This window comes from Mucilaginibacter sp. OK268 (genome assembly GCF_900103125.1).
In the GTDB taxonomy this organism is placed as follows: Bacteria; Bacteroidota; Bacteroidia; order Sphingobacteriales; family Sphingobacteriaceae; genus Mucilaginibacter.
In genome coordinates this window covers 312,021-326,950 of sequence record NZ_FNJV01000004.1, presented here as the reverse complement: position 1 = coordinate 326,950, position 14,930 = coordinate 312,021, and the positions used below count along the sequence as shown (strand labels likewise).

General features: G+C 44.6%; 8 protein-coding genes. 7 read left to right on the top strand and 1 reads right to left on the bottom strand.

Annotation, left to right across the window (positions count from 1 at the left end):
* The first annotated feature begins 592 nt into the window (after positions 1-592).
* Both BLR84_RS16040 and BLR84_RS16035 read left to right on the top strand, forming a co-directional pair.
* Entirely contained in the window at positions 593-3,073 is a 2,481-nt protein-coding gene (locus BLR84_RS16040) for a DUF5686 and carboxypeptidase regulatory-like domain-containing protein (protein ID WP_090470089.1), read from the top strand.
* Between the two features lie 134 nt (positions 3,074-3,207).
* Positions 3,208-4,167, top strand: a complete 960-nt coding sequence (locus BLR84_RS16035) for an oxygen-dependent tRNA uridine(34) hydroxylase TrhO (protein ID WP_090470087.1) — start codon at positions 3,208-3,210, stop codon at positions 4,165-4,167.
* Positions 4,168-4,378: 211 nt separating this feature from the next.
* Here the strand turns inward: BLR84_RS16035 and BLR84_RS16030 are convergent, their stop codons facing one another.
* Positions 4,379-4,582, bottom strand: a complete 204-nt coding sequence (locus BLR84_RS16030; RefSeq protein ID WP_090470085.1) for a hypothetical protein — start codon at positions 4,580-4,582, stop codon at positions 4,379-4,381.
* A gap of 173 nt (positions 4,583-4,755) precedes the next feature.
* On the opposite strand from BLR84_RS16030, the gene BLR84_RS16025 reads away from it, so the two are divergent.
* The 5 genes from BLR84_RS16025 to BLR84_RS16005 all read left to right on the top strand — a co-directional run bounded on the left by BLR84_RS16025 (position 4,756) and on the right by BLR84_RS16005 (position 14,811).
* Positions 4,756-7,647 (top strand): ligand-binding sensor domain-containing protein, encoded by a 2,892-nt coding sequence (locus tag BLR84_RS16025; RefSeq protein WP_090470083.1) that lies wholly within the window; start codon positions 4,756-4,758, stop codon positions 7,645-7,647.
* A gap of 262 nt (positions 7,648-7,909) precedes the next feature.
* On the top strand, positions 7,910-10,951 hold the full coding sequence (locus tag BLR84_RS16020) for a SusC/RagA family TonB-linked outer membrane protein (protein ID WP_090470081.1): 3,042 nt from the start codon (positions 7,910-7,912) through the stop codon (positions 10,949-10,951).
* An 11-nt stretch (positions 10,952-10,962) separates the two neighbouring features.
* Entirely contained in the window at positions 10,963-12,447 is a 1,485-nt protein-coding gene (locus BLR84_RS16015) for a RagB/SusD family nutrient uptake outer membrane protein (RefSeq protein WP_090470079.1), read from the top strand.
* Between the two features lie 102 nt (positions 12,448-12,549).
* Positions 12,550-13,902 carry a glucoamylase family protein gene (locus BLR84_RS16010; protein WP_090470077.1) on the top strand — a complete coding sequence of 451 codons (1,353 nt, stop codon included), beginning with the start codon at positions 12,550-12,552 and terminating at the stop codon, positions 13,900-13,902.
* Positions 13,903-14,013: 111 nt separating this feature from the next.
* Positions 14,014-14,811, top strand: coding sequence for a carboxylesterase family protein (locus tag BLR84_RS16005; RefSeq protein WP_090470075.1), 798 nt, complete (start codon positions 14,014-14,016; stop codon positions 14,809-14,811).
* Positions 14,812-14,930 lie beyond the last annotated feature (119 nt).

Below are 14,930 nucleotides of genomic sequence, written 5' to 3'. Positions count from 1 at the left end.
CTGAAAGGAAAAATAATATCGAATAATGAATTTTGAATAGCGAACGCTGATTCGACTCACCCCGACATCGCTACGCTCGTCACCCCTCTCCGCTTCGCGCATAGAGGGGATTTTATTTTCATTATTTGGCGCAAGTCTTGTGTAGTGGCCCCTGCGTACAGGCTGACTTGTGACCCGACAGAACACAAGTCAGCAGCCCACTGGCCACAACACAAGACTTGCGCTAAGGGCGGGGAGATCCATCATCAAATTGATAAAGAGCTAATTGCATGATATAAGTTTAAGTTTAATCAAATGTAACAAATATTATTAATCGATAAATTAAATAGGAATGAACAACGACAGAGCACAAGTCAGCAACCCACCGGCAACCACACAAGACTTGCGCTAAAAAGGGGGGCCTGTCACCCTGAGCTCCGTCGAAGGGTTGAGCGCAGAGGCCAACCCACCATGCTTCGACGGCGCTCAGCATGACAGCTTTTTTTATACCCTCTCCTTTGGAGAGGGCAGGGTGAGGCTCTCCATTGTTAAATATTTATTAAGAGCAGTTTAAAACATTTTGCGGTTAAAACGTATTGATTAGTTATAGAATATGAAAAACTGCATACTATTGATTTTTATAGTGTTATGTGCTATAAATACTTCGGCACAACAATATTTATTATCGGGCCGGATAACCGATCAAAACAACAACCTGATCCCCTTCTCATCGGTATACATCAAAAACTCCACTTATGGCACTACCTCCAATGAGGATGGGGCCTACCAGTTTAAACTAAGCCCGGGTACTTATCGCGTAATTTACCGGGTGGTTGGTTATCAGGAGAAAATTGTTAGTGTAACTATAGCCGACCATGATCAACAACTGGATGTGCAGATGCAGGATGAGGTGTTTGCCACCAACCGTGTGGCATCTGTTTATCAGAAAAATCATGACGCCGGCGATACCATCATGAAACAGGTGATCAAAAACCGTAAATATTATATAGAGGAAGCCACATCATACTCCTGCGCGGTTTATATTAAAGGGGTACAAAGATTGCTGAGCGCCCCCAAATCATTATTATCACCGGCAGTTCGGCAAACCCTTGATCTCGACGCCAACGGCAGGGGTATTCTTTATCAATCGGAGTCGCTGTCTGATCTCAGTTTTGAAAAGCCCAATAAAATAAGGGAGGTAACCATTGCCAAAAAAACGTCGGGTATTAACACCGCATTCAGCTATACCAAGGCGTCAGATCTGCAGGTGAATTTTTATCAGAATGTGTTTGCGATCAATGGACTAAGCACCAGGGGCTTTGTATCGCCGGTAGCTTCTTTTGCCGGTATCTTTTACCGGTATAAACTGCTGGGTACCTCGGTAGAGAATGGCCGCACCATTGATAAGATACAGGTGATACCCCGTCGCGGGCACGGCCAGTACTTTGAAGGTAATATATATATTGTGGAGGGCGACTGGCGCATATACGCTGCCGATTTGTACGTGACCAACAAGATGAGTAACATCAACCTGATTGACACTTTACAAATAAAACAACAGTACATAGCCGTTACCGACAGTGTTTGGATGCCTGCCTCGGTACAGTTTAGCTTTAAAGGCAAGGTATTGGGATTTAGGTTTGGGGGCTATTATAATACCATTTACAATAACTATAAAATTAACCCCACTTTTCCGGATAGATTTTTTACCGGCGAAATATTAAAGGTTGATACTACCGCCAACTCCAAAAAAGAAGATTTCTGGGTATCGGCACGCCCAGTTCCTTTAACACAACAGGAGGCGCGTGACAACCAGAAAAAAGATAGCATAGCTGCTTTTAAAAAAACCGACCAGTACCTGGATACCCTGCAACACCACAAAAACCGGATCAATTATCCGGGATACCTCATATTTGGGTATCATGCCAGTAATCGCAGTGAAAAAGACTCGTTGTATATATTTCCTTTCATTCAAACCTTTTATTACAATACGGTGGAGGGCTTTGGCATCAATGCCAAAATAAGATACACCCATGTTTTGGACAGCCTCAGGAGGTACAGTATAACTCCCGATGTTCGGTATGGCTTCACCAACAAAACGTTCAGTGCCAATATGTACGGTGAGTACATGAACGACCCTTTTCATAACGCTAAATTCTTTGCCGGTTTTGGCAGCGATGTACTCGATCTGAATAATGTAGGTACACGGTCCTTATATTTTAATACCCTGAGTACGCTGCTCAGCGAAAATAACTATGTAAAATATTACCGTTCGCACTACGGCATGTTTGGTTATCAGCGCGAGATATTGAATGGTGTTTTGCTGAACGGCAACCTCAGCTATGCCAGCCGCAGCCAGTTATATAATACCGCTTTCGGAAAGTTAAAAGATGTGAAAGACCGGGAATTTACCTCCAATAACCCTTTGGCCCCGCCGGGAACGCCGCCCGATGATCATTCGGAGCTATTTCCCGATAACCAGGCGCTTGTTTTCGCGGCATCGGCTATTATTACTTTTGATCAGCAATACGAAACCAGGCCTACCGGCAAATTCAATCTACCCTCAAAATACCCTACCCTAACCGTAAATTACCGTAAGGGTATCAAAAGCGCGTTTGGGTCTGATGTCGATTATGATTTTGCTTCGGCTGATATTTCGCAAAACAATATACGCGTAGGGCTAACCGGCTTCTCGTCGTTCAAAGTATCCGCGGGTGGCTTTTTCAATAATAACAAGCTGTATTATATGGATTATAACCACTTTTTGGGTAACCAGGGTCTAACCTTCGACCCAACCTATGTGGGTAGCTTCCACTTTTTACCTTTTTATACCTATAGCACCAACGGCGCATTCCTGGAGGCGCATTTCCAGCATAATTTTGCCGGGTCGATATTCAACCGGATCCCTATCCTCCGGAAACTAAAACTCGAAGAATTGATAGGTGCCAATTACCTCACCACCAAAGGCAATACCAACTACCGCGAGTTTTACATCGGGGTACAACGCCTCATTTTCCGGGTTGATTATGGTATCTCCTACGCCGGCAATCAGAAATATATACAAGGGTTCAGGATATTTTATGGTATAAGGTAAGCTGAAAGCTTAAGGCTTAAAGCCGAAAGCCTAAGGCGACAAGTAAAAGCTTTACGCCTTAAGCTTTTTGCTTTCAGCTCAAATAACTATCTTTGCGCCTCATTTAACACCGTTTGCAGCGGTATCAATGGATTATGGCACAATATAATACACTACTATACTATTGTTATTCAACAATAGCTGATGCGGAGCAATTTGCTGCCGATCATTTAAAATTTTGCAAAAGTTTAGGCTTAACCGGTCGCATTATTGTAGCAACCGAGGGACTTAACGGCACCGTTTCTGGCTCAGCCGAAGCTTGTAAAACTTATATGGATACGGTGCATGCCGATCTTCGTTTTGCCGGTATCGATTTTAAGGTTGATGTGGTAGATACCCCTTCGTTTGTAAAAATGCACGTACGGTATAAATCAGAGATCGTACACTCTGGTCTGCGCGATCCGAAGGTGATCAACCCGCAAGAGCAAACCGGCAAACACCTGGAACCAAAAGATTTCCTGGCGATGAAGGATCGCGACGATGTGGTGGTGCTTGATGTACGCTCCAACTATGAACACTCCTTAGGCAAATTCAAAAACGCGGTGACGCTGGATATCGAGAATTTCAGGGACTTCCCGGAGATGATCAACCAGTTGGCCCAATACAAGGATAAAAAAATATTAACCTATTGCACCGGCGGCATTAAATGCGAAAAAGCATCGGCCCTCTTGCTGCATGAAGGCTTTAAGGATGTTTACCAGCTGCATGGCGGTATCATCAAATATGGTAAAGAAGCCGGCGGCGAAGATTTTGAAGGCAAATGTTATGTTTTTGACAACCGCCTTTCTGTCGACGTGAACAGTGTGAACCCGGTGGTAATATCTACCTGCCGTAACTGCGGTAAGGTTACGCCCAAAATGATCAATTGCGCCAATCCGGAGTGTAATGAGCATTTTACCCAGTGTGATGAATGTGGCACTAAAATGGAAGGCTGCTGCAGCGATGCCTGCCAAAGTCACCCCCGCAAAAGGGAGTACGATGGTACCGGCTATTATGTAAAAGTGCCTCAACCCATCAACACGCAGAAAAAAGAAAAGATACAGCTGGCTGAGTAAGGCTTTGGCGGATGTGATGTCGTCGAATTGACTAACCCCGCCTGATAATAAACCCGTCATTGCGAGGTACGAAGCAATCTCTACATAAGCAGGTCAGTCATGCATGTTTGCTCTGTATAGCATAGAGATTGCTTCGTACCTCGCAATGACGGTGTGGAGAGCCCCATAAACAATAAACCCCGATGATGTTTCATCGGGGTTTATTGTTTTATTAAGCTTTTTTCTTAGCCGGCGTTGCTGCTGGTTTAGCTGCTTTATAACGCTTATCAGGCGTTCCGTCTTTCTTTAATTTTGTTTTATTTGCCTTGTATCTTTTATCGGCAGTACCGTCTTTTTTGGTTTGTGGTAATGCGTAGCTGGTAATAGCGCCAAAGCTCATTACAGCGAGCATCAGCATAGTAAATAGTTTCTTCATGTTTTTTAGAATTATCGTTGTTTAAATGCAAGCTAAGGAAATAGCTTAGTATCTGCAATAGCCATTTCGTGCTTGTTGTAATACAACTATGTAGCTATTATTGTTTTTTAATCCGGTGGGCAAACTGTATTTTCGTACAACTGATCACATTTGGGTATCTGTTATTAAGCACTATGCGTAAAGCTATTTGGATTAGTTTACTCCTGTTTTTCACTGCTATTTTTCATTCCGGCGCGGTTGATATCAAAAGCATAGGTGTTCCGTATGTACAAAATTATACCAAAAATATATACCAGTCGGGCAATCAAAACTGGTCGGTTACGCGCGACGAGCAGGGCATTATGTACTTTGGCAATGCCGAAGGGCTGTTAAGTTTCGACGGTAAATACTGGCAGCAGCACCATATGCCCAACGGCCTTATTGTACGTTCGGTTTTGGCCGATGGTAAGGGCAAAATATACACCGGTGCCTTTGGCCAATTTGGCTACTGGCAGGATGATAACAAAGGCTTCTTAAGGTATAACTCACTAATTAATCTCATCCCTCAAAAATACCGGCCCATCAACGAGGAGATCTGGAAAATATATATCGATGGCGATAGGGTGCTTTTCCAATCATTCGGCGCCATATACATTTATGCAAAGGGCAGTATCAGCGTTGTTAAAGCAGCCAAACCTTATTTGTTTTTATTCCAGGCCGGTAAACGTTTTTTTGTAGAACAGGTATCGGCAGGTTTGTTTGAATTAAAAGGCAATAAGCTGGAATATATACAGGGGAGCAATATATTAGGGATCAGCGGTGTACTGTCTATACTCCCTTTTCAGGGCAATAAATATATCATTGGCACCGCGCAAAACGGCCTGTTTATTTATGACGGTGTTCATATAAGCCCCTGGGCCAACCAGGCTAACGACTTTTTAAAAACCTACCAGCTTAATAATGGGGCTGTTATCCCGGGGAAATATTTTGCCTATGGTACCATACTCAACGGTATTGTGATCGTAGATACGGCAGGGCATGTGGTACAACACATTAATAAGGCAAGTGGGCTGCAAAACAATACCGTTTTAAGTTTATATATCGATAGCGAGCAAAACCTTTGGGCGGGACTCGATAATGGTATCGACCGTATTGAGGTAAACTCACCGCTGTATTTTTACTTTGATAAAACAGGTAAATTCGGGACGGTTTATGCCAGTATCATTTTTAACAATAAAATATACCTGGGCACCAACCAGGGCCTTTTTTACAGCGACTGGATTGCCGATAACAACCAGCTTTTTCAATCATTTGATTTTAAACTGATACCCGGTTCACAGGGGCAGGTTTGGGATCTGTCGTTACAGGACGGGCGCTTGCTTTGTGGTCATAATAATGGCACCTACCAGGTAAACGGCAATACCATTACCAAAATTTCGACGATGACGGGTGGCTGGACCATCAAAAAGCTCAACCATGATCTGTTGATCCAGGGCATCTACAACGGTTTGGTGATCTATAAAAAAGACGCCGCCGGCAATTGGGTATTCAGCCATAAGGTAGAGGGCTTTGGCGAGCCATCGCGCTATGTGGAGCAGGACAGCAAAGGCCAGATCTGGGTAAGCCATGCTTACAAGGGTATTTATAAACTCACCCTAAGCAGCGACCTTAAAAAAGTAACCTCCAGTATATATTACGACAGCAAATATGGCCTGCCGGGCAGCTACAATGTGAACGTTTTCGACCTGGATAACCGCGTAGTATTCTCATCCGATTCGGGTTTTTATATCTATGACGACATTACCGACCGCTTTTTTAAATACACGCAGCTCAATAAAAAACTGGGAACTTTCGCCTCGTCGGGTAAAATCATCAAGGCTATAGGGAAACGGTATTGGTTCATCAACCAGGGGCGTGTTGCCCTGGCCGATTTTTCGGTGCCCGGCAAAACCAGCATTGATACCAACAGGTTCACAGTACTTAACGGGCAAATGGTGCAGCATTATGAAACCATCAACCGTATCAATAATTTAACTTATCTTATCAGTATCGATGATGGTTTTGTGATATTGAATGATGGCGACGCGCTTTTACCCAGCCCGGTAAAAATCCCCCAGGTGCTGATACGCCGCATTGAAAACGTGACCGACAAGGTTTACGTGATCAGCGATATGAATAGTATACATAACTCTATCGAGATACATTATTCGCAAAACAATATCCGCATTGCCTATTCATTACCTTATTACAAACAAGCTAAGATCAAATTTCAATATTACCTGGAAGGATACTCGAGGCAATGGTCTGACTGGGCGCCGCAAAGCCAGAAAGAGTTTACCAATCTTAACCAGGGCACTTATCACTTTAAGGTTCGGGCCAAGATCAATGATCAAAATGTATCAGCTATAACTACTTTAACCTTTACCGTGCTGCCACCCTGGTATGCGAGCAAGCTGGCGATTCTTGTTTATGTGCTATTGCTCATTTTGGCCTATTACCTGGTAAGATATTATTACCGTCTGAAATTAAAGCGCCATCAGCAGCACATACAGGAGAAACTGCAAAAGGAAAAGGAGGAATTTTTAAAACAGGAGGCCATTGCCAACGAACAGCATATCATCAATATTAAAAATGAACAGCTGCAGGCCGACCTCGCCGGTAAAAGCCGTGAGCTGGCCAACTCGGCCATGAACCTGGTTTATAAAAACGAACTGCTGCAAAAGATCAGCGAAGAAATAACACACCTGAAAGACAGCTCGGGCAAAAAACTAGCCGACGATCAGTTACGTCGCATACAAAAAGTTATTGACGAGGGCATGAATGATGAGCGCGACTGGAACATATTTGAAAAAAGTTTTAACGAAGCCCACGAAAACTTTTTCAAAAAACTCAAATCCGGGCACCCAGATCTGGTGCCGAATGACCTGAAATTATGCGCCTATCTGCGCATGAACATGAGCAGTAAAGAAATGGCCTCGTTGCTGAATATTTCGCTACGCGGTGTCGAGATACGCCGTTACCGGCTGCGTAAAAAGCTCAACCTGGAGCATGATAAAAACCTTACGGAGTTTCTGATAGAACTATAAACACTACATCATTACCTCTCACAACCTTTATAAATGTTTAGTCGACAGACTTTAATATTGTAGTACACACACAATCAATTCGCAGTTGTTAATAAATTAACAATCAGATCATTATAAATTAAAACAGTTTCCCTTGAGAAAGTGTTTTATTCATGATGTATTAATGTTGAGTTAATTTTTTTGATAAACGAGTAATATCTCCCCAGTTTTGTAGAACTAATAAACCAATTATTCCATTCTATCATTTTTATTATTAACCACTATGAAGAGATTTTTTACTATTTCGGGGTTAATGTTATTGTTCTTATTTTCTTATGACGCGGCGTTTGCACAAAACGTTACAGTAAAAGGAAAAATAATCGACAATACCGGCCAGGCCTTAATAGGCGTAACTGTTTCGGTAAAGGGAACAACAACAGGAACACAAACAGATGCTAATGGAGCATACTCCATTAGCGCCCCCGGCAACTCCACACTGAGATTTACTTATTTAGGATATGCCACTCAGGAAACACCGGTTAATGGCCAAACCAGTATTAATATTACACTGTTACCCCAAACTAACGAACTGCAGCAAATTGTAGTTATTGGCTACGGTACCCAGCGCAAGCTCGACGTTACCGGCTCTATAACCACCGTTAAAGGAGCTGACGTGGCTAAACAGGCATCGCCAAATGCTATAAGTGGCCTGCAAGGTAAAGTAGCAGGTGTGCAGATCACCAACAATGGTACACCGGGCAAATCGCCGGATATCACCATTCGTGGTTTGGGTACTATCTATGGTAACACCAAGCCCCTTTTTGTGGTCGACGGTGTATGGTATGATGATATCAGCTTTCTTAATCCGCAGGATATCGAAAGTTTCAGTATCCTGAAAGATGCCTCAAGTACGGCCATTTATGGTATCAGGGCAGCTAACGGTGTTGTGCTTATCGGTACTAAACGTGGTGTTAAGGGAGCCCCGGTTATCAACTATAATGGCTTTGTGGGCTTTCAAGCGGTTACCAACCAGGTAAAAGTGGCTAACGGTACCGAATATGCTACTGCTGTAAATGAATTGGCGGCTCTTAACAATGGTAAACCTGTATTTGCCGATCCGGCCAGCTTTGGTACCGGCACCGATTGGTACAAACAGATCCTGCGTAAAGCTTTTATCACCAATCATGAACTATCAGTTAGCGGCGGTACAGATAAGTACACCTATAACTACTCGTTTGGTTACCTTGATCAGGATGGTTTGGTACAAACCAACAATTACAAACGCTATACCCTGCACTTATCAAACGATTTTAAATTAGGGAAAGCTGTAAAACTGGGTTATACTGCCAGCGGATTATCCAGCACATCAAGAGATATCCCGACAACCATTTTCAATCAGTTGTATGGTGCAGCGCCTACCCTGCCGGTACGTAAGGCAGACGGCAGCTATGGCGACCCGAATGATTATGGCACAGGTGATGGTAACAACTACAACCCGCAGGCTACACTTGATTTTTATAACCAGCGTAGCAAAAACAAGCGTGTTACCTATAATGTATACGGTGAGGTTTCAATCCTGAAAAACCTTAAATTCAGATCAAGCTTTGGTGGCGATGTAAGCCAGGCCGAGGTGAGGTCATTTGTGCCCATGTACCAGGCTACTGTTAAACAGTTCAGCAACAAAACCAATCTGAATATCGACCATACCGATGTACGCAACTGGATCTGGGAAAATACCTTAACCTATGATGTTAAAATCAACGACGACCATAAGTTAACTGCCCTGGTAGGTTATAGCGCGCTTGAAAATGTAACCAGGCAAAACGATGCACAGGCCGATAATGTGCCCTACAAGGCCAACGGCAATCTGCAAACATCGTTCCCTGATACAGCGAAGGTAACTTACCTGGCTACTCCGGGCAGACAGATACGTTCCCGTGCATTATCGCAATTCGCCCGTGTTAATTACTCCTACAAAGACAAGTATTTGTTGAATGCCTCTATTCGTCGCGATGGTGCCTCACAATTTTATGGTGCACATACTTATGGCTACTTTCCTTCTGTAGGTGCAGGCTGGGTGGTTACCAATGAGGATTTCATGAAAGATCAAAAGGTGTTCAGTAATCTAAAATTGCGCGGAAGCTGGGGTAAAGTAGGTAACTCTGTAGTACCTATTAACCCAACCGTTCAGGTTATAGCAACAGATCCGTACCTCACAGCCATATTCGGTAATCCGCAGGTGGCCTATCCGGGTGCAAGCATCAACAGTATTGTGCCTCCTTCCATCGTATGGGAAAAAACAGTATCATCTGACTTTGGTTTAGAAGGCGGCCTGCTCTCTAATAAGCTAACCTTTGAAGCCGATTATTATAATCGCGAAACACAGGATGCTATTTTCGCTATACCGGTAGCAGGTTCGCTGGGTACCAACAACAGCTCCATCATCGGCAACCAGGCCACTATCCGTAACCGCGGCTTTGAGTTTTTAGTAAGCTGGAAAGATCAGGCATCAAAAGATTTTTCTTACAGCATCAGTGCCAACCTGGGTATCAACAACAATAAGGTACTTAACGTAATAACCGGTCAAAACCCTATTTATGATGGTGGTGCCGGTATTGCCAACGGTGCATTAGCAACACGTACCGTTGTGGGCCAACCTATTGGTCAGTTTTATGGCTACAAAGTAACCGGGATATTCCAGAGTGACCAACCAACAACCGGTGTGAAACAACCAGGAGCGAAGGCGGGCGATTTTATTTACCAGGATACTAATAACGACGGTATTGTTGACAGTCGCGACCGCGTAGCACTGGGCAATCCGCTGCCTAAATATAACTATGGTATCAACACCTCTTTCACCTATAAAAACTTCGACCTGGCTATTGATTTTCAGGGAGTAACCGGTGTAAGCGTGTATAACGCCAATATTGCTTACCGTTTTGGTAATGAGAACTTCACCCAGGATTTTTATGACCACCGCTGGCACGGTGCAGGTACTTCCAACACCTACCCTTCAGTTAATGTAGGCAAAAACTCAAACGCAGCACCAAATTCATTTTATGTTGAAAGTGGTGCATATTTCAGGGTAAGGAATGCTCAGTTAGGTTATACGTTACCTGCCAGCCTGCTCAGCAAATGGAAAATATCCAAAGTAAGGCTATTTGCCAACGCTCAAAACCCAATCAATATTTTTGGCTATAAAGGCTTCTCGCCCGAAATAGGCGGATCAGTTGGCGACGGCGGAATCGTTACCGGTCGTGGCATTGATGCCAACGTTTATCCATTGTATGCAACCTATAATTTTGGCGTTAACGTTACTTTTTAATCAGTATAAAGATGAAGAACAGTAAAAACTTATTCATGCGTAAAGCCTTTATTTTAGGCTTTATTGCATCCACCATATCCATTCAAAGCTGTAAAAAGAGCTTTTTAGATGTTAACCCGGCTCAAAATACGGCAGCCACCCAGTTTTTTAAAACACAGGATGATGCTACTAAGGCCGTTAATGCCATGTACGCCAACCTGCACGAGTGGAACAACATCGCATTTGCGCCCATCGCTGTTGAAAGCATGGGTTCTGACGATGTAGAAAAAGGAAGTACCGCCAGCGATGCTACCTTTTTTAATGATTACCACAACTTTACCATTACCGCAGGTGATGCCCAATTGGGCGGTTTCTGGAAAGGGCAATATCAAACCATCAACTTTGCCAACCAGATAATCGTTAATGTACCAGGCATCAGCATGGACGAAGCATTAAAAGCCCGTTATGTGGCCGAAGCTAAATTTATCCGTGCCTACGAATATTTCAGGCTGGTTAGGGCTTTCGGCGATGTGCCTTTACGCATAACCCTGCCTAAAGATGCCTCTGAATATAACCTCCCGCGTACCCCGAAAGACCAGGTTTGGGCGCAGATTGAAAAAGATCTGACCGAAGCAACTACCGTATTACCGCAAACTTACAGCGCTGCCGAAACTGGGCACGTAACCAAGGGTGCTGCTTTAACTATGCATGCCAAAGTAGCCATGTATTTAAAAAAATGGAGCGATGTGGCCACTTACACCACGGCAGTAATGGGTATGGGCTATTCGTTATATCCTGATTATGAGCAAATGTTCAGAACAACGCACAAAAACAACCAGGAGTCTATTTTTGAGATCCAGTGTAACCTGATACCCAACAACCCGCCTGCCTCCAACTCACAATACTCACAGGTACAGGGCGTACGTGGTGTAACCGGCGGTGGCTGGGGCTTTAACGTACCAAGTCCCCAACTGGCAGCAGCCTATGAAACAGGCGATCCGCGCCGCGATGCCACTATCATATTCAGGGGCGAAACTACCCCCGAGGGCGACAAAATTCCGGCAACGGGCGATAACCCTATGTACAATCAGAAATCATACGTACCATTCGCACTTTATGTATCGGGCTTTAACGAAGGCTGCCAGCAAAACAAAATTGTGTTGCGTTATGCCGATGTATTGCTGATGAACGCCGAAGCCAATAATGAATTGGGAAATTCAGGGGCAGCCCTTGCTCCACTAGAGCTGGTACGTGCCCGTGCGCGCGGCGTAAATGCCGGTGTACTACCTAAGGTAACTACTACCGATCAGGCCGCACTTCGTACAGCTATTTACAACGAACGCCGCTTTGAATTCGCGATGGAGTTTGAACGTTATTTTGATGTGTTGCGCCAGGGACGGGGTACTGCTGTTTTTGGCTCACGCGGATGGAAAGCTGGCAAAAACGAAGTTTGGCCCATCCCGCAAACAGAAATTGACCTGAGTGGCGGCGCTTTAACCCAAAATTCAGGATATTAATTTTCGATTGGTTTATTTACCGGCTGTCTGTTTCATGGGCAGGCAGCCATTTTTAACCGCTCCCCCGGTTTTGCAAACAAGCAACCCGCATACACTATCTACATGAAAAAACTATTGTTAACCCCCTTTTTATTATGCCTGGCCCTATACTGCCTGGCGCAAAAACCCGCAACAGCCAACACCGATACTATTAAACCCGTCGGCATTATCAAAAACCTGAGCGATAACGCCCTGCTTGATGTGGTACAGCGCCAAACCTTTCGTTATTTTTGGGATTTTGGTCACCCGGTAAGCGGCCTGGCCCGTGAACGCAGCAATACTTCTTTTGACTATGGTAACGAGGTGGTAACCACCGGCGGATCGGGCTTCGGCATCATGTCTATCATCGTAGCCGATAGCCGCAAATGGATAACTCATGAGCAGGCTGTTAACCGCATGGCTAAAATTGTTGAGTTTTTATTTAAGGCCAACTCTTTTCACGGCGCGTTCCCCCATTGGATGAATGGCGAAACCGGCAAGATCATCCCATTTGGCCGTAAGGATGATGGCGGCGATATTGTGGAATCGGCCTATCTTTTCCAGGGCCTGCTTTGTGCCCGACAATACTTTGCAGCCAACACCCCGGACGAACGACGCATACGCGATGTGATCAGCTGGATGTGGGGCGAAATGGAGTGGAACTGGTACACCCGCGATGGCAGGGATGCCCTGTACTGGCACTGGAGCCCTAACAACGGCTGGGCCATGAACTTCCCGATACATGGTTTTAATGAATGCCTGATCACCTATGTGCTGGCCGCTTCGGCAGAGCGCTACCCGGTAAGTGCCGATGTATACCACAGGGGCTGGGCTCAAAGTGATTTCTTTAAAAACGGCAAAACCTTTTATGGCGTAAAGCTGCCTTTGGGCTTTGATTACGGGGGTCCACTTTTCTTTTCACAATACTCGTTCCTGGGCTTAAACCCCAAAGGCTTAAAAGACCAATACGCCGATTACTGGGAGCAGAACAAAAACCATACACTCATCAATCATGCATACTGTGTAGATAATCCTAAAAAATTTAAAGGCTATGGCGAAAACTGCTGGGGACTTACAGCCAGTGATAATTTTGAGGGATATAATGCCCATTCACCCACTAACGACCTGGGGGTGATCACACCTACCGCGGCCCTGTCGGCATTTCCGTACACCCCTGAGTATTCCATGAAAGCTCTGCGCCATTTTTATTATGACCTGGGCGATAAGATCTGGGGCGAATATGGTTTTGTTGATGCCTTTAGCGAATCGCATAACTGGTACGCTAAATCATACCTGGCTATTGACCAGGGGCCTATCATCGTGATGATCGAAAACTACCGCACCGGCTTGTTATGGAAACTATTTATGAGTTGCCCTGAAGTACAGAAAGGGCTTACCAAACTGGGTTTTGAAAGCCCGGCTATAGCTAAAAAGTAGTGATTTTTATGTTCATTGTTACTGCTGTAAAAAAATATTAAAAAAATGTAGATCAAAAGGCATTAAATTTGTTTAACTAACTATTGAATAAACAGATCTTAAAAATAGCCCATGATCCACAAAAAAATTATACTGGGAATGCTAAGTTTACTCTTAGCATTTTCTTTTTCGGCCCGTTCACAAAACTTATCATCCTTTGATCGCGGCAGCTTTGCTGTAAAAGGCGATACTTTACCTTACCGATTACTGTTCCCCAAACATTTTGACCCTACCAAAAAATATCCACTGCTATTTGTGTTGCACGGTGCCGGCGAGCGCGGCAACAATAACGAGGCGCAGTTAAAATATGGCCCTTCGCGCCTGTTGCAGGATAGTGTGCGGGAAAAATATGAGGCCATTGTGGTTTTTCCGCAGTGCCCGACAAACAGCTATTGGTCAAACGTGCAACAGGAAACCGATCCGGCTACCCAGAAGCGTAAATTCGTTTTCCAGGTAAATGAGCAGCCTACTACAGCCATGCGCATGTTGATGGGTCTGGTTGATCAGTTTTTGGATAAACCTTTTGTTGATAAACATCGCGTTTATGTAGGCGGCCTGAGTATGGGCGGCATGGGCACGTTTGAAATTATTGGCCGCGAACCAAAAATATTTGCCGCGGCTTTTGCCATCTGTGGCGGCGATAATACGTTGAACGCCAAAAAATACGCCAAAAAAGTACCACTCTGGATCTTCCACGGCAGTAAGGACAGCGTTGTTCCATCCGATCATTCTGAAGTGATGGTAGCGGCGATCAAAGAAGCTGGCGGCAACCCTAAGTTTACCCTTTACCCTGGCGTTGACCATAACAGCTGGGATAATGCTTTTAAGGAACCTGAGCTATTCAGCTGGCTCTTTTCGCACAGTAAGTAGTTTGGAGTGATGGGTTTTCCCTCCCTGCGCGTCATTGCGAGCGCAGCGTGGCAATCCCCAATAAGCAGAGCCGCTCTGTACAGTTAGGGATTGCTTCGTACCTCGCAATGACGCGTGGG

Coding starts and splice junctions, on each gene's coding strand:
- BLR84_RS16030 (WP_090470085.1), bottom strand. CDS start 4,582: ATGAAGAAACTATTTACTATGCTGATGCTCGCTGTAATGAGCTTTGGC.
- BLR84_RS16040 (WP_090470089.1), top strand. CDS start 593: ATGAAAAACTGCATACTATTGATTTTTATAGTGTTATGTGCTATAAAT.
- BLR84_RS16020 (WP_090470081.1), top strand. CDS start 7,910: ATGAAGAGATTTTTTACTATTTCGGGGTTAATGTTATTGTTCTTATTT.
- BLR84_RS16035 (WP_090470087.1), top strand. CDS start 3,208: ATGGCACAATATAATACACTACTATACTATTGTTATTCAACAATAGCT.
- BLR84_RS16010 (WP_090470077.1), top strand. CDS start 12,550: ATGAAAAAACTATTGTTAACCCCCTTTTTATTATGCCTGGCCCTATAC.
- BLR84_RS16005 (WP_090470075.1), top strand. CDS start 14,014: ATGATCCACAAAAAAATTATACTGGGAATGCTAAGTTTACTCTTAGCA.
- BLR84_RS16025 (WP_090470083.1), top strand. CDS start 4,756: ATGCGTAAAGCTATTTGGATTAGTTTACTCCTGTTTTTCACTGCTATT.
- BLR84_RS16015 (WP_090470079.1), top strand. CDS start 10,963: ATGAAGAACAGTAAAAACTTATTCATGCGTAAAGCCTTTATTTTAGGC.